Here is a 17,987-nt window from a genome sequence, read left to right as displayed (position 1 = left end):
CACGTCGTCCTGGCCCGGGATGGGGTCAGAGCGGCTTGACCATGAGCAGGCTCGGCCCGTCCCAGTCGAGGCCCTGGAACTCCTCGAGCGGCAGGAAGTCGCGGGCGGCATAGAAGGCCCGCGTGGCGGCATATCCCTGATCCTCGTAGGACTCCCCGACGGTCTTGACCTCCAGCAACCGGACACCGTCGTCGCGCAGGTCCTGCTCGATGGCGGCCACCAGGGCTGAGCCGGCTCCCGTGCCGTGGTGCTCGGGGGCGACGGCAATGAGGTGGATCTCGGCGGTCACCGGGAAGTGTCGATCCACGAGTGCCACCCCCATGGTGGTGCCCTCGACCTGCGCGAGGTAGGAGTCCTTGGTGGCCGCGGCGGTGACGTAGTGCTCGTTGGCCGAGGGGATGCCGAACCAGTCGGGCAGGGCGCCCAGGATCCGGCGGGTCGCCTCCGGGTCGTTGCCGCGGATGATGGTGATCGTCATGCGTGTCCTTCCAGGTGGAGGTGCTCCCCGGTCCAGCCCTCGCGCAGCCACCGGTCGTGGCTGGCGACGACGACGGCCCCGGGATAGTCCGGCAGGGACTGTTCCAACTCGGTGACCAGGAGCAGTGACAGGTGGTTGGTCGGTTCGTCCAGCAGCAGCACATCGGGCGGGTCAGCCAGTAGCACAGCGAGGTCCAGGCGGCGACGCTGCCCCACGCTGAGGGCGCCCACCCGACGATCGGCATCCCGACCCGGGATCAGCCCGAAGGTGGCCAGTGGGGTGCCCTCGGCCCGGTCCAGGCCCACTGCGGCGGCGTATGCCGAGCGCACCGTCTGCGACGGGTCTCGCCGGAGCGGTTCCTGGCTGAGCAGGGCGACGCGCAGCCGGTCGGGGCGGGTGATCGAGCCCGCGTCGGCCGCGAGTTCCCCGGCCAGGACGGACAGGAGGGTCGACTTGCCCGAGCCATTGGCACCGGTGACCAGCAGCCGGGTGCGTGCCCCCAGTGACACAGAGGTCGGGGACAGCCGATGGGTCACGGCGAGACCGGTGGCGGTGAGGACCGGCCCGGTCGCCGGAGCTGGGCGCGCATCCGAGGCTGCCGTGCCACCGAACCCGACAAAGCGCATCCGGGCCGGGGGCTTGCGCACCTGGTCCTGCTCGAGGCGCTCCAGCGCGGCCGCGGCGTCGTTGACGCGACGTGCCACCACCTTGGCGTTGCGGTCGGCATAGAACTTCTTGGCTATCCCGCCCTCGGTCCGCGGGGGTCGGTCTGGGCGTCCGACGGTGTGGTCGTCGCGCACCCGCTGGCGGAGGCGTGCAAGCTCGGTCTGCTCGTCCCGGAACCGGCGCACCCAGCGCTCCCGCTCGTCCTGCCGGTGCCGCAGATAGTCGGTGTAGCGGCCGGAGAACTTCGTGAGCCCAAAGCCGGAGCCGGGGGAGTCCGTGTCGTGCCGGACCGAGACGAACGGTCGTGGTGCCGGGTCCAGGTCGAGCAGCGTCGTGCCGACCTCATCGAGGAACGCACGGTCGTGGCTGGCCAGCAACACCGGGCCCGACCACCCCTGGAGCAGACCCACCAGCGCCTGGCTGGCCGCGTCATCGAGGTGGTTGGTGGGTTCGTCGAGCAGCAGGGTGTCGGGGGAGCGAAGCAGCAGCCAGGCCAGGGACAACCGGGACACCTGTCCACCAGAGAGTGCCTCAGCCCGTCGGTCTCGGGGGAGGTGAGCGAGTCCGAGCCCGGACACCACGCGGTCGATGCGGTGGTCCAGCCCCCAGGCGTGGTGGCGCTCGGCGGCCTCGATCGCCCGCTCCAGTCGCTCTGCAGCGCCGGCATCACCCGCGGCCATGGCCTGGCCCTCGACCTCGACCTGCCTGGCCAGCTGGCGCACCGGGGCGGTGGCGTCGGCCAGCACCCCCTCGATCGTGAGGTCGAGCGGGAAGGGCGGCTCCTGGTGGAACAGGCCGACCGAGCCGGGCACGCTGATGGCGCCCGCATCGGGCTCGTCGCGGCCGGCGGCGATCCGCAGCAGGGTCGACTTGCCGGAGCCGTTCTCACCGATCAGGCAGGCGACCTCACCGGAGGAGACGGTGAAGGAGACGTCCGTCAGGACACGGCGATCCGGGAACGAGCGCGAGATGCCGTCGAGGCGCAGGTGATCGGCGCCGGAGACGGCAGGGGTATGCAGTGCAGCTGGCTGGGTCATGGGAACTCCCGTGAAAGCGGTGGTCCGCAACCGTCCGAGGACTCGGCGTGACGGCGCGGCAGGACGGCTTCAGGAGATCCACATGTGTCCGACTATACGTGTGAGCACCGAGACCGGCGAGCCAATTCTCGGCCCACTGCTCCACTGAGACCGGGGAACACCGCACCTCGCGTTACCCACCGTCAGTGCCGCGCGTCATCGTCCGCGCCTCGCGTCACCCACCGTCAGTGCCGCGCGTCATCGTCCGCGCCTCGCGTCACCCACCGTCAGGTCCGCGCGTCATCGTCCGCGCCTCGCGTCACCGTCTGCTCGTGTGTCATGCGGTTCCGGTGTGACGGTTTTCGGGCTCTGACCCGAATCTTGCAGGACCGAGATCGCATGACAGGCCGTTGCTGGGTGGTGAGAGACGTCTTGTGGTCGCATCCCGGCCCGAGGGCAGCGGCGTGCGGCTCCCGGACGGCACGGAGCTCGAACTTGCCGCGGCGCAGCGCGAACTCGCCAGCGCCAGCAGCGCGGCATCGCTGAGCACAGCACCGCGCCCAGGTGAGTCACTCGTCCAGCGTCTGGAGCGTCTCACCGAGGCCCCCTGACCTGGTCAGCGGCCTTTGGGGTGCCAGACGGTCTTGGTCTCCAGGAAGGCTTCGAGTCGGTCCAGGCCGGGTTCGGTGGTGAAGTCTGGTTCGGTGGCGGTGGCGGTGGTGCCTGCGGGGCGCAGCACGCGTTTGAGGTTGGTGGCGGCGGTTGCCTCGAGGTCGCCCCAGGTGAGGCCTTCGACGTCGGCGGCGCCGGTGAGGTCGATGGCGTTGACGTCGCGGTGGGAGGCGAGCCAGGGGGCGATTTCGGCGGTGTGGCCGGTGATCAGGTTGACTACGCCGCCGGGGACGTCGGAGGTGGCCAGGGCCTCGGCGAGGGTGATCGCGGGGACGGGGCGGTCCTGGGAGGCAAGGACGACGCTGGTGTTGCCGGAGACGATGATCGGCGCGAGGACGGAGACCAGCCCGAGCAGGGAGGAGGATTGGGGTGCCAGGGCGGCTACGACGCCGGTGGGTTCGGGGGCGGAGATGTTGAAGAACGGGCCGGCGACGGGGTTGAGGCCGCCGAGGACCTGGGCGTACTTGTCGGACCAGCCGGCGTACCAGACCCAGCGGTCGATGGCGGCAGAGACGGTGGCCTCGGCGCGGGTGGGGGTGAGTCCCTCGGCGGCCCGGACCTCGGAGACGAACTGGGCGCGCCGGGACTCCATGACCTCGGCGACGCGGTAGAGGACCTGGCCGCGGTTGTAGGCGGTGGCTCCGGCCCAACCGGGCTGGGCCTTGCGGGCGGCCACGACGGCGTCGCGGGCGTCCTTGCGTGAGCCCTGGGCGGCGTTGGCCAGGAACTTCGGGCTCCGGCCGGTGGTGTAGACCTCGTAGGAGCGGCCGGACTCGGAGCGGGGGAAGGCACCGCCGATGTAGAGCTTGTAGGTCTTGCGGACATCGACCCGGTCCGGGGAAGTGCCCTTGCCCGGAGTCTTGCGGGTCTGGGTTGTGCGGGTCTGGGTTGTGCGGGTGCTCACGTGGCGGCTCCTGTCGTGACGTAGGCGGACAGGCCGTGGCGGCCGCCCTCGCGGCCGTAGCCGGATTCCTTGTAGCCGCCGAAGGGGCTGGTCGGGTCGAACTTGTTGAAGGTGTTGGCCCAGACCACGCCGGCCTTGAGCTGGTCGGCCATCCACAGGATCCGGGAGCCCTTTTCGGTCCAGATGCCGGCGGAGAGCCCGTAGGGGGTGTTGTTGGCCTTGGAGACGGCTTCGCCGGGGGTGCGGAAGGTCAGCACGGACAGGACCGGGCCGAAGATCTCCTCCTGGGCGATGCGGTGGGTCTGGGAGACGCCGGTGAACACGGTGGGGCGGAACCAGAACCCGTTGGCCGGCAGCTCGCACTCGGGGGACCAGCGGGTCGCGCCCTCGTCCTCGCCGACCTTGACCAGGGTGTTGATGCGCTCGAGCTGCTCGGCGGAGTTGATGGCGCCGATGTCGGTGTTCTTGTCCAGGGGGTCTCCGACGCGGAGGGTGGCCAGGCGGGCTTTGAGTTTGTCCTCGACCTCCTGTGCGATGGACTCCTGGACCAGCAGGCGGGACCCGGCGCAGCAGACGTGGCCCTGGTTGAAGAAGATCCCGTTGACGATGCCCTCGACGGCCTGGTCGACCGGTGCGTCGTCGAAGACGATGTTGGCGGCCTTGCCACCGAGCTCGAGGGTGGCCTTCTTGCGGGTGCCGGCGATCGTCCTGGCGATGGCCTTGCCCACGGCGGTGGACCCGGTGAAGGCGACCTTGTCGACGTCCTGGTGGGCGATGAGCGCCTGGCCGGTCGGGCCGGCGCCGGTGATGATGTTGACCACGCCCGGGGGCAGGTCGGCCTGCTGACAGACCTGGGCGAACAGCAGCGCGGTCAGCGGGGTGGTCTCGGCGGGTTTGAGGACGACAGTGTTGCCGGTGGCCAGAGCCGGGGCGATCTTCCAGGCGAGCATCAGCAGCGGGAAGTTCCAGGGGATGACCTGCCCGACGACGCCGTGCGGGCGCGGGTTCTGACCCAGGGAGGCATAGGCCAGCTTGTCGGCCCACCCGGCGTGGTAGAAGAAGTGCGCCGCGGCGATCGGGACGTCGACGTCGCGGGACTCCTTGATCGGTTTGCCGTTGTCCAGGGACTCCAGCACCGCGAACTCCCGGGCCCGCTCCTGCATGATGCGGGCGATCCGGAAGAGGTACTTGCCCCGGTCCGCGCCACTGAGGCTAGACCAGGACCCGAAAGCGGCGCGCGCGGCGGCCACGGCCCGGTCCACGTCCTCCGCGCTGGCCTCGCAGACCTCGGCCAGGACCTCCTCGGTGGCGGGGCTGATGGTCTTGAACGGCGTGCCGCCACGGGAGTCGACGAACTCGCCGTTGATGAACAGCCCGTAGGAGCTCTGCAGATCAACGACGGAGCGGGACTCCGGCGCCGGTGCGTACTCAAAAGTCGGCATGGGTCAGCTGCTCCTAGTAGAGGCTGGGGGAGTCGTCGGCGATGTAGTCGGCCCCGGAGTAGGCGCCCGTGGCCAGCTTCTGCCGCTGCAGGATCAGGTCGTTGAGCAGGCTGGAGGCGCCGAACCGGAACCACTGGTTGGTGAGCCAGTCCTCGCCGGCGACCTCGTGGACGGTCACCAGGAACTTGATGGCGTCCTTGCTGGTGCGGATGCCACCTGCGGGTTTGACCCCGACCTGCTGCCCGGTCAGTCCCCGCCAGTCCCGGACCGCCTGCAACATGATCAACGTCACCGGCAACGTTGCCGCGGGTGCCACCTTGCCGGTGGAGGTCTTGATGAAGTCGCCCCCGGCCAGCATCGACAGGTAGGACGCGCGCCGCACGTTGTCGTAGGTGACTAGCTCACCGGTCTCCATAATCACCTTCAACCGCGCGTCGCCGCAGGCTTCCTTGACCGCGACGATCTGGTCGAAGACGCTCAGGTAGTCGCCAGAGAGGAACGCACCCCGGTCGATCACCATGTCGATCTCATCGGCGCCCGCGGAGACGGCGTCCGCGACATCGGCCAGCTTCACCGCCAGGCTCGCCCGCCCCGACGGGAACGCGGTCGCGACCGCGGCGACCTTGACACCACTGTCGCCGAGCACGTCCCGGGCGTGGCCGACCATGTCGCCATAGACACAGACCGCCGCCGGTCGCGGCGTGGACAGGTCACTGGGGTCCGGGGTCAGGGCACGAATGGCCAACCCCCGGACCCGACCGGCAGTGTCGGCACCCTCCAGCGTGGTCAGGTCGATCATCGAGATCGCCTGATCGATCGCCCACGCCTTGGACGTGGTCTTGATCGACCGCGTCCCCAACGACGCCGCACGGGCCTCCGCGCCGACCTGGTCCACACCAGACAACCCGTGCAACCACGAGGTCAACGCCGTGTTCGTCAACCGCGAGACCCCAAGGACCTCACGGGCACGGGCAGGCGCGTCGGACGCAGTCGTCACGGGGGCGGCGGTGTCGGTGCTCACCGCTCGAGTCTAGCCCGGGAGACCCGTCCGGCACCTAGGATCGGGTCATGGCAGAGCACTTGGAACCGGTCCGCATCCCCGTCCCCGGCGGGAAGATCATCGAGGAACTGGCCGGTCGCGTCTCGACCGGCCACAACAACTACTCGGTGGCGCGCATGAGCGCCCCCGCCGGGTGGGAGGAGCCAGCCCAGACGCCGGTCTTCGACGAGGTCACCTATGTCGTCTCCGGCGAGATCCTGGTGCACACCGGCGAGGGCACCGAGACGATCCGGGCCGGGGCAGCCCTCCTGACCCGGGCCGGTGAGCGGGTGCGCTACGAGGCCGGCCCAGACGGTGCCGACTATCTCGCGGTCTGCGTGCCGGCCTTCTCCGAAGAGGGCGCCCACCGTGCCTGAGCCACTGGCCCCCGAGGTCATCCGCTCCGCCCCGAAGGCGGTCCTGCACGACCATCTCGACGGTGGCCTGCGCCCGGCCACCATCCTGGAGCTGGCCGGGGAGGTCGGCCACGAGCTGCCCGCCGATGACGTGGACGGTCTGGCGGTCTGGTTCCGGGACAGCGCTGACTCGGGGTCCCTCGAGCGCTACCTGGAGACCTTCGACCACACCGTGGCCGTCATGCAGACCAGGGACCACCTGGTGCGCGTGGCCCGGGAGTGCGTGGAGGACCTGGCTGCCGACGGCGTGGTGTATGCCGAGGTGCGCTATGCCCCGGAGCAGCACCTGACGCGAGGGCTGAGTCTCGACGAGGTCGTCGAGGCCGTGGACCTGGGGTTGCGCGAGGGGGTGGAGTCTGCTGCGGGTCAGGGCAACACGATCCGGGTCGGTGCGCTGGTGACCGCCATGCGGCATGCTGCTCGCTCGCGGGAGATCGCCGAGCTCGCCGTCCGCCACTGGGACGCGGGGGTCTTCGGTTTCGACATCGCCGGTGCTGAGGCGGGCTTCCCACCCACACGCCACCTGGACGCCTTCGAGTATCTGCGGCGCGAGAACTTCCACTTCACTATCCACGCCGGCGAGGCCTTCGGGCTGAAGTCGATCTGGGAGGCGATCCAGTGGTGCGGTGCCGAGCGGCTCGGCCACGGCGTGCGGCTGGTTGACGACATCACCTGCGACGGCGTGCCGGTCGCGGAGATGGACGACCAGGTGCCCTACGCCGACTGGACCCAGGACCAACTGGACGGGGTGCAGCTCGGCCGGCTCGCGGCATACGTCCGTGATCGCCGGATCCCTCTGGAGATGTGCCCGTCGAGCAACCTGCAGACCGGCGCCTCGCCGACCATCGCAGCCCACCCGATCACCCTGCTGGACCGGCTGCGTTTCCGCGTCACGCTCAACACCGATAACCGGCTGATGAGTGGGACGTCCATGTCACGGGAGATGGAGCTGCTGGTCGCCGAGGCGGGGTGGGACCTGCCTCACCTGCGGCGGGTCACGGTCAACGCGATGAAATCGGCCTTCCTGCCCTTCGACGAGCGTCTGGCGATCATCGAGGACGTGATCAAGCCCTTCTACGACCAGTAGGTGCCCGACCCGTCGTCAGCGGGACAACGGGTCGGGCCCCAGCACGCGGGCACGGAGGCGGTCGTCGCGCTCCAGTTTGATCATGTCGCGCCGGCGGCGCTCGGCCATGATCGCTGACATCACCGCCTCCGGGTGTGCCCAGGGTGGGGGAGGCGGTGAGACATAGGGCATCAGGTCGGAGAACAGTGCTGAGCCGGTGGCCGCGCGGCTGGGCGGGGTGAGCTCCTGGCGCCGGGTCAGGAACTGCCGGACTGCAACGGCCAGACCGTCCGGGATGACGCCGATGTCAGTGCCGATCGCCCACGGAGCCAGCTCGGCGGGCATCTCCGCCGGGGCAGGCAGGGAGAGCCGCACCCGTTCGCGGACGACGTAGGTGCCTGCGAGAAAGTCACCGAGCCGCTTGGCCCGCTCGTTGGAGGCAGCGATCAAGAGCGCGAGTCCACCGGCGGTCAGCCACACCTCGAACCAGGCGGTCAGCCCCCGGATCAGGGCGTGCCGGAAGCCGATCGGCCCCGTGTCATCACGCACCGTGCGCAGCCCGAAGACCAGCTTGCCGAGGGTGCGTCCCTGGCTGAAGGTCTCGCTGGCCACGGGCACCGCCACCAGGGAGCCGACCAACAGCAGGATGAGGATCGCCTGCAGGAGCGCCATGTCCTGACCGACCAGGCTCCACGGGGAGGCCCAGAAGGCGAGCAGGAGCACGATCACCACGATGGCCAGGTCGATCGCGCCCGAGGCCATTCGCATCGGGAGGCTGGCGGCGGGCAGGTCGATCTCGACGGCCTCGGAGGTGACGAAGCGGTCGGTCTCGAAGATGCCCCGGGTTGCCATGGTGGCGCCAGACTACTGGCACGGCACCGCCCGCGGTGCGCCACGGCATACGGCCTGCGCCCCACCGGACCACTGACGGGGTGCCCGTATCCTGACCGAGTGGACCTCGACGCACTCGTGACGCGCCGCCGACCGGGCTGGGACCGGCTCGCGGCGCTGTCCCGGCAGCGTCTGCTCGGTGGTGCGGAGGCCGATGAGCTGCTCGACGGCTATCAGCGCGTGGCGACCGATCTGTCGACGGTGCGCTCGACCGCTCCCGACCCGTCGCTGATCACGCACCTGTCGGGGTTGTTGGCGGGGGCGCGGTTGCGCTCGGCCGGGGCCCGAACCTTCTCCTGGGCGATGGTCGGCCGATTCTTCGTCGAGGACTTCCCGGCGGCGCTCTACCGGCTGCGGCACTGGTGGATCCTGACCGCCCTGATCAACGTCCTCGTGGGGTTCGCGCTGGGCACCTGGCTCTACTACAACCCGGTGATCGAGAACACGCTGATCTCCCCGGCAGAGGTGGCGCAGCTGGTGGAGAGTGACTTCGCCAACTACTACTCGGAGAACGCCGCGAGCAGCTTCGCGGCCCAGGTCTGGATCAACAACGCCTGGGTCGCTGCGCAGTGCATCGTCTTCGGCGTCCTCGGCCTGCCGGTGATCTATGTCCTCTGGCAGAACATCGCCAATGTGGCGGTGACCGGCTCGTTGATGCACCAGCACGGTCGGGCCGACGTCTTCTGGGGGCTGATCACCCCGCACGGCCTGCTCGAGCTGACCGCTGTCTTCGTCGCCGCCGGGGTGGGGCTGCGGCTGTTCTGGGCGTGGGTGGCGCCCGGGCCCCGAACCAGGCTGTCCAACCTGGCGCACGAGGGCCGCACAGCCGCCGGAGTCTCACTCGGGCTCATCGTGGTGCTGCTGATCTCCGGCCTGATCGAAGCGTTCGTGACACCGTCGCCGTTGCCGACCTGGGCGCGAGTGGGGATCGGCGTGCTCGCGCTGGGGCTGTTCGTGCTCTATGTCTTCACCCTCGGGCGCTCCGCGGTGCAGCGTGGCATCACTGGCGACGTGGACGAGTTGCAGGTCGGGGCGTCGGCGCCCACGGTGGGCTGACGAGCTGGCGCGCTGACGAGCTCCGGGCAGCCTCCCGCACGCTACGAGCGTCAGCGCCGGCCGCGATGTCAGGCGTTCGCGTCCGCACTCACCGGCCGAGGGGCAGGCAGGTGGCCAGAGTCGACCAGAACGTCTCGGCGACGGCGGGCGGCACGGGGCTGGCCCAGGACTGGTTGGTCAGCAGGACTGCGACGAGGTCTCGGGCCGTGTCGTTGCGCCAGGTCGAGCCCAGCCCGCCGTCCCAGCCGTAGCTGCCCACGACGGTGGGGGTCGACCCCTCGAGGGTGACCCCGACGCCCAGCCCCCAGCCCGCGCTGCCATCGGGTGAGGGCCCGGACGCCCGGAGCTGGGCGTCGGTCAGCTGGTTGCTCGTCATAGCGGTGACGCTGTCCGCGGAGAGGATGCGCTCGTTGTCGCGATGCCGGCCGTCGCGCAAGACTGCCCCGAAGGAGAGGAAGTCCTCGACGGTGGAGACGAGCCCGCCGTCGCCGCCCTCAAAGGTCGGTGGGCTGCTCCACTGACCATCCGGCGGGTCGTAGACCTCGAGGCGCTCCGGCTCTGGGGGCTGTCGCTCGCTCTCCGGACCAGCCGCCGCGAAGCAGGCACCCAACCGGGCCAGTGACTGAGCAGGCACGGAGAAGGCGGTGTCCGGCATACCGAGAGGATCGAGCACCCGCTCACGGAGGACATCTCCCAGCGCGGCGTCGCTGCAACGTGCCAGCAGCACCCCCAGCACCTCGGCACCGGTGTTGTAGAGCCAGCGCTCCCCAGGCTGGTGCCGGAGGGGAACGCTGCCCAGAGCAGCCAGCCACGCGTCGGGAGGCAGGTGGTGCTGTGGTGCCGGGGGGCCAACGACCAGGCCTAGTTCGGACAGACGCTGGTCCAGCGGAGTGGGGACCCCGAGCATGGTGAAGTCCATGCCGTGCCCGAGGCGGAAGGTCAGCAGGTCCTCGACCGTGATCGGCCGGTGTGCGGGCTCGGTCTGCTCAAGGGGGCCGTCCGGGCGGGTGAGCACCCGACGGTCCGCGAGCTCTGGCAGCAGCTCATCGACCGGCTGGTCCAGGGACAGCACGCCGTCCTCGACGAGTGAGAGGGTTGCGACCGCCGTCACCGGCTTGGTCATCGAGCTGATGCGATAGATCGTGTCCAGCCGTGCCGGGACCGTGCGCTCCGGGTCGAGGTGACCCAGCGCACCGGTGCGGCGCTCACCTCCGACGTCGAACCCCCAGGTGAGGCCGGGTGGAGTCCCTGCCTGCACCAGGGGCTGCAGGGCTCGGGTCAGTTCGGCGGAGACGCGGTCCAGGTCAGCGGCAGTCATGGTCACGTGAGAGTAGACCGGGCCACCACGACAACCTCATCGGCACGGTGCCGCACGTCCGTCCCCTGCGCCCTGACGACGGGTCGGACGTGCGGCACCCGGAATGCTGCAATCCATCGGGCTCAGCGCCGCGTACCACCTCAATCAGTTCTGTGATGCACAGCACACTCACTCTGGAGGAATGATGCGACGAACTGCCCTTGTGTCAGCGACTGCTCTCGCCCTGACCGCTCTGCCCCTGGCTGCTTCCGGTGATGCAGCCGACACCGGCCGACCCATCACGGTCGCGATGACCGGCGCCGCCGAGCGCCCAGATCCCGGTGACCCGGACGGCTCCGGAACAGCGCACTTCCGCATCAATCCGGGCCAGGAACAGTTGTGCTACACCCTCGAGGTCTCAGACATCGCGGCAGCCACCGCAGCGCACATCCACGTCGCCGGACCCGACGTCGCGGGACCGGTCGTCATCCCGCTCGCACCACCCACCACCGGCATGTCCTCCGGGTGTGTCGACGCAGACCGGGCGCTGCTCCGCACGATCATGACGGACCTCGATGGCTATTACGTCAACGTGCACAACGCGGAGTTCCCGGGTGGCGCCGTGCGGGGCCAGCTGGGTTAGGCGATCGTCGCCGCGGTGCGCTCGGTGGGCTGGGATCGCGCGTCACGGTGCGCTCGGTGGGCTGGGATCGCGCGTCACGGTGCGCTCGGTGGGTTGGAATCGCGCGTCACGGTGCGCTCGGTGGGTTGGAATCTCGCGTCACGGTGCGCTCGGTGGGTTGGAATCGCGCGTCACGGTGCGCCCGGTCGGGAGGGGAGGCGGGGTTAGAGGAGGCCCTGGGCCTTCAGCGCCAGGTAGTGGTCGGCCAGTTGCGGCGGCAGCTGCTCGGGGTCGGCCTCGATGACGTGCACGCCCATCCGCTCCAGGGCGTCGGCGGTGCGCTGTCGCAGGGAGATCGTCCGTTCCGCAGCCGCCGCGTCATAGACCGCCTCCAGGTCACCGAGGTCGGCGCGCATCCGGCCCAGCTCCGGGTCGGCGACGGAGGCAACGACGACGCGGTGGTGAGCGGTCAGCGCGGGCAGCACCGGGAGCAGCCCCTCCTCGATCGCCGCCGGCTCCAGCGCGGTCAGCAGCACGACCAGGGCTCGTCGCCGCGTCAGGCCGGTCACCTTGCCGGCCAGCAGGGTCCAGTCCGCCTCGACCAGCACCGGCTCGATGGGCGCCATCGCCGTCACCAGCTGGGCCAGCAGGGCCTGACGGTCGGTGTCGGGGGTGACCCGACCCCGGACCCGGCGGTCACCGGCGATCAGGTCGATCCGGTCACCGGCCCGGGAGGCCAGGGCAGCCAGCAGCAGCGTGGCATCCATCGCGGCGTCGAGACGTGGCTGGTCGTCGATGCGGGCCGCGCTGGTCCGGGAGGTGTCCAGCACCAGGATCACCCGCCGGTCCCGCTCCGGCTGCCACGTCCGCACCACCACGTGCTGCCGGCGGGCGGTGGCGCGCCAGTCGATCGAGCGCACGTCGTCGCCCTCGACATAGTCACGCAACGAGTCGAACTCGGTGCCCTGACCGCGGGTGCGCACCGCGGAGCGGCCGTCAAGCTGACGCAGTTGGGCCAGCCGGCTCGGCAGGTGCTTGCGGGAGTGGAAGGGGGGCAGGGCCCGCACCGAGCCCGGGACGCGTTCGGACCGCTGACGGGCCGCGACGCGCAGCGGTCCCCAGACCCGGACGGTCACCCGGTCGGTGCGGCGGTCGCCCCGTCGGGTGGGCACCAGCCGGGTTGTCATCCGGCGGCGCTCGCCGCCGGGCACCGCCAGGGGGTGCCGCTCGCCGGAGGCCCCGGCCGAGGGCACCCAGGCGTCGCGCACTTGGCCGTGCATCCGGCGTCGGGTCGGGTTGGTGACCGTCAGGGTCGTGGTGGTGGCCTCGCCGAGCCGGACCTGCTGGTCTGCGCTGCGGCTCCACCTCAGCGTCTGGGGCGAGGGTGCCAGCAGCAGGTCCAGGCCGACGATGACCAGGACGCCGAGCACCCACCAGCGGACCGTCGACAACGCCGGCCACTGCAGGACCGGCGCCAGGCCCAGCAGGACCAGCGCCACGGCCCGCCAGCTGAGAGCCACGGCTAGCGGGGGACCGGCACGGAGTTCAGGGCGCTGTCCAGCACCGAGGTCACCGAGACGCCCTCGAGCTCGGCCTCCGGGCGCAGCGCCAGCCGGTGGCCGAGGGTGCCATGGGCCAGGGCCTTGACGTCATCCGGCGTCACGAAGGACCGCCCGTTGAGCCAGGCCCAGGCCCGGCTGGTGCTCATCAGGGCGGTGGCACCACGTGGGCTGACGCCCAGCTGCAGCGACGGGGCCTGACGTGTGGCGCGAGCGATGTCCACGATGTAGGCGATGACCTCCGGGGCCACCTGCACGCTCCGCAGGGCGGCGGATCCGGCACGCAGATCGGCGGGCCCGGCCACCGGACGCACCCCGGCGCCGGCGAGGTCGCGCGGGTTGAAGCCGGCGGCGTGGCGCTGCAGCACCTGCATCTCGTCCTCCCGCGGAGGGATCGGCAGCACGACCTTGAGCAGGAACCGGTCCAGCTGTGCCTCGGGGAGCGGATAGGTGCCCTCGTACTCGACCGGGTTCTGCGTCGCCGCCACCAGGAAGGGGTCGGGCAGGCGCCGCGGGGTGCCGTCGACAGTGACCTGCCGCTCCTCCATCGCCTCCAGGAGCGAGGACTGCGTCTTCGGTGGGGTGCGGTTGATCTCGTCGGCCAGCAGCAGGTTGGTGAAGACCGGCCCCTCCCGGAACTCGAAGTCGCTGGTCCGTGAGTCATAGACCAACGAGCCGGTCACGTCTCCGGGCATCAGGTCGGGCGTGAACTGCACCCGCTTGGTGTCCACGTCCAGCGCGGCTGCGAGCGCACGCACCATCAGTGTCTTGGCGACGCCGGGCACGCCTTCGAGCAGGATGTGCCCGCGGGCCAACAGCGCCACGATCAGACCGGTGACGGCCTGGTCCTGGCCGACCAGGGCCTTGCCCACCTCGGCGCGGACCCGCTGCAGGGCGTCGCGGGCCTGTTCAGGGGAGCGCGGCTCCGGCCCGCCCCCGGTGGCGCGAGCTCGCTCGTCGTTCGTCGTCATCAGCCGATCATCCCTTCCTCGAGGGACCGCACCTCGCGGGCGATCCGAACCAGTGTCTCGTCATCGGGTGCGGTCGCCTCGACCAGCAACCGGTGCAGCTCATCGGTATGCCGACCGGTCGCCTCCGCGACGGCCTGCACCACCAGGTGTGGCGGGGCGTGCCTGGTCAGGCCCACCCGGGCCGCCAGGCGGCGCCGGGCCCCGAGCTGCAGGACGGCCAGGGCACGCTCGCGGTCCTGGGCCCGCCGGTACAGCTGGCTGCGGCTCCGGGTCGTCTCGACCGACCTGATGAGGGCGGGCAGTGGCTCGGTCACCACCGGGCCGAGGCGGCGTCCGCGCCACAGCATGGTGGCCAACAGCGCCAGCACCAGCAACACCACCGAGGGAAGGAAGGCCTCGGGCAGCACGTCGATGAGGGACTGGGGAGCGGTGTCGCCGGCGTCGGACACGGCCGGGACATACCAGACCAGGTGCGGGTGGGCCCCGAGCAGCCGCAGGCCCGCAGCGGCGTTGGCGTCATCGGTGATGTGCTCGTTGGTCAGCGACGTGGCGATGCCGGCCACCACGGTGTCGGGGCGGTCCCCGGCAGCAGGCAGCTCGACAACGAAGCCGGCCTGGGCACCACCCGCGTGGTAGCCGGGGGTCGGCGGGAAGCACGGGACGACCGACCGGTCGTCGCCGGTCACCTCGACCAGCCGGTTGGCGCCGCTGACCTGGTCGCCGTCCCGCCAGTGCAGCAGGCCGGCCTCGCAGCCCGGCGCGGCCGATCCCACCTGCGCATAGCTGCCGCCCTCGACCGGCAGGTCGAGGACCTCCCCGGTGTTGGACTCGGGGCTGAGGACGACCAGTCGACCGGCCCCCTCGGCATACCGGCTCAGTTGCTGCCCCGCATCCTCGCCGACCAGGGCCGTGCCGGCCACCAGGACCGTGCTGTCCGGGGAGACGGGTGTGCCCAGCAGCTGGGGGAGACCACGGGCGACGGTGACCTCGACACCCTGCCGCTCCAGCACCCGGGCGAGAGCCTGCATGCCGTTGTCCTCGGGGTTGTCCGGGTCGAACGGGAGCTCGTTGGTGGTGCGCATGCCCCCCAGGACGGCCGCGGCGACGGCAAGGACCAACACGACCACGCCCCAGAGGGCCAACCGGCGTCCGGTGCTGGCCCTCACGAGGCGACTCGGGCTGGTCGGGTCCGGGCGAGGGTCCGGTCCAGCTCGCGCACCCGCTCGGCCTGCACCTGCTGGGCAGTCCGACCGCCGTAGCAGACGGCGTCGAAGGCATCGGCGGCGGTGAGCAGGTCGCTGGCGCGGTCGGGGAACGGCTGGCGCAGGGCGACGGCGATCTCGTGCGCCGTGGTGCCGGGCAGCTCATCGAGCAGCGCCCGCTCGTCGGTCGCCGCGGCGATGGCACGGTAGGAGTCCAGCAGGACGGCGTCCCAGTCGCCGGCCCGGGCGGACGCCGCAGCCCGGGCACGGTAGTCCTCTGCGCTCAGCCCGGCCTCGGCCAGCACGGGACCGGTGTCCCGCGTGGTCAGCCGGCGGGAGCGTCGCGTGCCACGGATGGCGAAGAACACGGCCACGACGACCAGCGCGATCACCACGCCCAGCAGCAGGGTGGACAGGCCGGTGGAGCCGGGGATGATCTCGATCAACCCCGAGAGTCGCTCCATCAGCCAGTTGAGGGCTCGGGCGATGAAGGACTCGGGCCGGTTGTAGTCGGCGCCGGAGAGCTCGCGCTGCAGCAGCTCCCGGGCCTCGTCCCGGTCAGGATCGAGCACGGGTCAGGACCGTCGCGCGGCGGCGCGCTCCTGAGCGGCGCGGACCAGACCGACGTCCAGGCCCTCGCGCCGCATGCGCTGGTCGAGGTAGAGCAGGGCCGTGACGCCCGCGGTGAAAGGCGTCACGATCGCACCGACCAGGAAGGTGCTCACGTGTTCGACGATGACGCGGAGGTAGTACTGCGTGCTGATGTCACCGGAGACCAGCTCGATCAGCAGCCCGATCAGGAGTCCAAGGATCCCACTGATGAGTCCCGCGAAGATGGTGGCGAGCAGACCGGCCAGCAAGGTGATGCCCAGCACGCGCCAGGCCTGCTTGCCCTCGGTGAGGGCCCAGGTGCGCTTGATGCCGGTGCCCGGGCCGGCCTTCTCCAGGACGACGGCTGCCGCTCCGAGGGACAGGCGGGCATAGAGCCAGAGCGTCAGCGGCAGGATCGCCAGGAAGATCGGGATCATCGCGATCACGCCCAGGGGGCCGAGCACAGCCAGGGCCACCATGACCAGGACCAGCCCCAGGACGAGCCCGACGATGATCAGGAAGGACAGGATCGAGATGCCGATCAGCGAGGGGATGCGTCCCTTGACCGCGCTCCACGTCTGCCCGATGCCCACCCGGTCACCCAGGGCCGCCTCGCTGACCACATAGATCACAAAGCCGCTCAGGGCCATCGTGGCCAGGGAGTTGAGCAGGGTAGGCACCAGACCCGCCACGGCGATGGCATCGAGCGTCGCCAGATCGGGGAACAGCGTGGGGATGAACATCGTGAAGGCCAGCGAGGGCACCATCAACACGCCGAGCACGAGCACGGCCATCCCGATCGTGGCCTCGGGGTTGCGCCGCATGGTCCGCAGCGCGCCCTCGAACATGTCACCCAGCCTCAGCGGACGGAGCGGGATGACTCCTGGCTGGTGCAGCCGCGCCAGCTCCTCCGGCGGAAGGTTGTGCCACTGCCCCGGCTGTCCGTAGGTGGGTGGCGGTGCCTGTCCGTAGGGCGGCTGTTGGCCGTAGCCCTGCCCGTAGGGCGGCGGTGGGGGCTGTCCGTAGGGCGGCTGTTGGCCGTAGCCCTGTCCGTAGGTGGGCGGTGGGGGCTGTCCGTAGGGCGGCTGTTGGCCGTAGCCCTGTCCGTAGGTCGGTGGCGGGGCCTGTCCGTAGGTCGGTGGCGGGGCCTGTCCGTAGGGCGGCTGTTGGCCGTAGCCCTGTCCGTAGGTCGGCGGTGGAGGCGGTGTCTGCTGGCCGTATGCCGAGGGGTCACCGTAGGTGGCCTGCTCGCCAGGGGGAGGTGGCGAGGCAGGGGTATCCCGACCGGCAGGCGGGGACTGCGGGTCGTCGGAGGCGGGCTCCTCGTCGTGACCGGAGTCGACATAGCGTCCCGGCTGCCAGTAGGTCGGCTCGGCGTCGGAGTCGTCGTCGGACTGCCAACGGTTCTGGTCAGGATGCTGTCCCACGTCGACGCGCCTCCTGCTCGGTGTGTCCCGGTGTGCGTGCGATCAGGTCCGGGATCCTGCCCTCGGCCTCACGGGCAGTCATCGGCTCGGCTCCCAGGGCCTGCTGGGCACCGACGATACCTGGCTCCAGCCGCCGGAGCGCCAGCCCTCTCCGGATGAGGGTGAGCGGTGGTTTGCGCCGCTCGGCCAGGTCGCGGATCAGCCGGCGGGCGAAGGTCTTGGTGGGGCGGTTGCGGATGCACCAGGCGTCGGCAAGCAGGCCGCGGCACCTCAGTCCGGCGATCGTGTCGGCGGCGAAGATGCCCTCGGCGATCACGACGGGGTGACCCTCCAGCTCCAGGCGGTGCGTGCCGGTCGCGCGGGAGGTGGCGATGTCATAGACGGGCACCTCCACCGACCCCTCCCGGCAGAGGGTGTCCAGGGCCTCGAGCGCGTCGTCCAGCCGCCACGAGCGCACGTCGTCCCAGTCGGGCAGGTCGGCCTGTGGGCTCATCGGCAGGTCCGGGTCGTCCACCTCGCGATAGAAGTCGTCGAGCTGCACGATCGGCCAACCGTGGGCGGCGTGCAGGCGGCGGGCGAGCCGCGACTTGCCGGCTCCACTGGGGCCGGCGAGCACCAACACCCGGGCACACGGGGCGGACTCGGGACTCATGGGGCAGCAGTTTACGTCCC

At 70.8% G+C, this 17,987-nt stretch carries 18 protein-coding genes; 5 read left to right on the top strand and 13 right to left on the bottom strand.

The annotated features are described in order from the left end of the window. Positions 1 to 25: 25 nt before the first annotated feature. Both DPQ65_RS00810 and DPQ65_RS00805 read right to left on the bottom strand, forming a co-directional pair. Positions 26 to 478, bottom strand: coding sequence for a GNAT family N-acetyltransferase (locus DPQ65_RS00810; protein WP_114905479.1), 453 nt, complete (start codon positions 476 to 478; stop codon positions 26 to 28). Beyond that, the gene (locus DPQ65_RS00805; protein ID WP_114905478.1) at positions 475 to 2,181 is read right to left on the bottom strand and encodes an ABC-F family ATP-binding cassette domain-containing protein; all 1,707 of its coding nucleotides are present in this window, start codon (positions 2,179 to 2,181) and stop codon (positions 475 to 477) included. The genes DPQ65_RS00810 and DPQ65_RS00805 overlap by 4 nt, the downstream gene beginning before the upstream one ends. A 413-nt stretch (positions 2,182 to 2,594) precedes the next feature. Here DPQ65_RS00805 and DPQ65_RS15430 point away from each other — a divergent pair, with 413 nt between their 5' ends. Beyond that, positions 2,595 to 2,771 (top strand): hypothetical protein, encoded by a 177-nt coding sequence (locus DPQ65_RS15430; RefSeq protein ID WP_162801940.1) that lies wholly within the window; start codon positions 2,595 to 2,597, stop codon positions 2,769 to 2,771. A gap of 5 nt (positions 2,772 to 2,776) precedes the next feature. On the opposite strand, the gene DPQ65_RS00800 is transcribed toward DPQ65_RS15430, so the two are convergent. The 3 genes from DPQ65_RS00800 to deoC form a co-directional block, all read right to left on the bottom strand. After that, complete coding sequence (locus tag DPQ65_RS00800) at positions 2,777 to 3,631, bottom strand: aldehyde dehydrogenase family protein (protein WP_238146601.1); 855 nt, start codon at positions 3,629 to 3,631, stop codon at positions 2,777 to 2,779. Between the two features lie 101 nt (positions 3,632 to 3,732). Then, positions 3,733 to 5,178 (bottom strand): aldehyde dehydrogenase family protein, encoded by a 1,446-nt coding sequence (locus tag DPQ65_RS00795; RefSeq protein ID WP_114905476.1) that lies wholly within the window; start codon positions 5,176 to 5,178, stop codon positions 3,733 to 3,735. 13 nt (positions 5,179 to 5,191) lie between these two features. Further along, complete coding sequence (gene deoC, locus DPQ65_RS00790; RefSeq protein ID WP_114905475.1) at positions 5,192 to 6,199, bottom strand: deoxyribose-phosphate aldolase; 1,008 nt, start codon at positions 6,197 to 6,199, stop codon at positions 5,192 to 5,194. A 47-nt stretch (positions 6,200 to 6,246) separates the two neighbouring features. Between deoC and DPQ65_RS00785 the strand changes: the two genes are divergently transcribed. Beyond that, positions 6,247 to 6,594: a cupin domain-containing protein gene (locus DPQ65_RS00785; protein ID WP_114905474.1), complete on the top strand. Its 348-nt coding sequence runs from the start codon at positions 6,247 to 6,249 to the stop codon at positions 6,592 to 6,594. Beyond that, positions 6,587 to 7,720 (top strand): adenosine deaminase, encoded by a 1,134-nt coding sequence (locus tag DPQ65_RS00780; RefSeq protein ID WP_238146598.1) that lies wholly within the window; start codon positions 6,587 to 6,589, stop codon positions 7,718 to 7,720. The genes DPQ65_RS00785 and DPQ65_RS00780 overlap by 8 nt, the downstream gene beginning before the upstream one ends. 15 nt (positions 7,721 to 7,735) lie before the next feature. Here the strand turns inward: DPQ65_RS00780 and DPQ65_RS00775 are convergent, their stop codons facing one another. After that, on the bottom strand, positions 7,736 to 8,551 hold the full coding sequence (locus DPQ65_RS00775) for an RDD family protein (RefSeq protein WP_114905473.1): 816 nt from the start codon (positions 8,549 to 8,551) through the stop codon (positions 7,736 to 7,738). A 99-nt stretch (positions 8,552 to 8,650) separates the two neighbouring features. On the opposite strand from DPQ65_RS00775, the gene DPQ65_RS00770 reads away from it, so the two are divergent. After that, positions 8,651 to 9,646: a stage II sporulation protein M gene (locus tag DPQ65_RS00770; protein ID WP_114905472.1), complete on the top strand. Its 996-nt coding sequence runs from the start codon at positions 8,651 to 8,653 to the stop codon at positions 9,644 to 9,646. 88 nt (positions 9,647 to 9,734) lie between these two features. On the opposite strand, the gene DPQ65_RS00765 is transcribed toward DPQ65_RS00770, so the two are convergent. Continuing rightward, entirely contained in the window at positions 9,735 to 10,964 is a 1,230-nt protein-coding gene (locus DPQ65_RS00765) for a serine hydrolase domain-containing protein (RefSeq protein WP_162801939.1), read from the bottom strand. Between the two features lie 181 nt (positions 10,965 to 11,145). Between DPQ65_RS00765 and DPQ65_RS00760 the strand changes: the two genes are divergently transcribed. Continuing rightward, a complete protein-coding gene (locus tag DPQ65_RS00760; protein ID WP_162801938.1) occupies positions 11,146 to 11,586 on the top strand; it encodes a CHRD domain-containing protein in 441 nt (146 codons plus the stop codon). Between the two features lie 203 nt (positions 11,587 to 11,789). Here the strand turns inward: DPQ65_RS00760 and DPQ65_RS00755 are convergent, their stop codons facing one another. Genes DPQ65_RS00755 through DPQ65_RS00730 form a run of 6 tightly spaced genes read right to left on the bottom strand, consistent with a single transcriptional unit; the run spans position 11,790 to position 17,967 of the window. Beyond that, entirely contained in the window at positions 11,790 to 13,085 is a 1,296-nt protein-coding gene (locus DPQ65_RS00755; protein ID WP_114905469.1) for a DUF58 domain-containing protein, read from the bottom strand. A gap of 2 nt (positions 13,086 to 13,087) precedes the next feature. After that, entirely contained in the window at positions 13,088 to 14,095 is a 1,008-nt protein-coding gene (locus tag DPQ65_RS00750) for an AAA family ATPase (protein WP_114905468.1), read from the bottom strand. Next, positions 14,095 to 15,261 carry a DUF4350 domain-containing protein gene (locus DPQ65_RS00745; protein WP_114905467.1) on the bottom strand — a complete coding sequence of 389 codons (1,167 nt, stop codon included), beginning with the start codon at positions 15,259 to 15,261 and terminating at the stop codon, positions 14,095 to 14,097. Before DPQ65_RS00745 ends, DPQ65_RS00750 begins: the two co-directional genes overlap by 1 nt. After that, positions 15,258 to 15,869, bottom strand: a complete 612-nt coding sequence (locus DPQ65_RS00740) for a DUF4129 domain-containing protein (RefSeq protein ID WP_114905466.1) — start codon at positions 15,867 to 15,869, stop codon at positions 15,258 to 15,260. The genes DPQ65_RS00745 and DPQ65_RS00740 overlap by 4 nt, the downstream gene beginning before the upstream one ends. Before the next feature lie 3 nt (positions 15,870 to 15,872). Continuing rightward, positions 15,873 to 17,315: a DUF7847 domain-containing protein gene (locus DPQ65_RS15950; RefSeq protein ID WP_114905465.1), complete on the bottom strand. Its 1,443-nt coding sequence runs from the start codon at positions 17,313 to 17,315 to the stop codon at positions 15,873 to 15,875. Continuing rightward, positions 17,299 to 17,967: a uridine kinase family protein gene (locus tag DPQ65_RS00730; protein ID WP_114905464.1), complete on the bottom strand. Its 669-nt coding sequence runs from the start codon at positions 17,965 to 17,967 to the stop codon at positions 17,299 to 17,301. Before DPQ65_RS00730 ends, DPQ65_RS15950 begins: the two co-directional genes overlap by 17 nt. Positions 17,968 to 17,987: the final 20 nt, after the last annotated feature.

The sequence above is a fragment of the Ornithinimicrobium murale genome, assembly GCF_003352835.1.
Lineage (GTDB): Bacteria > Actinomycetota > Actinomycetes > Actinomycetales > Dermatophilaceae > Ornithinicoccus > Ornithinicoccus muralis.
The sequence above is the reverse complement of the archived record's forward strand: the minus strand, read 5'-3'. Positions and strand labels throughout refer to the sequence as shown.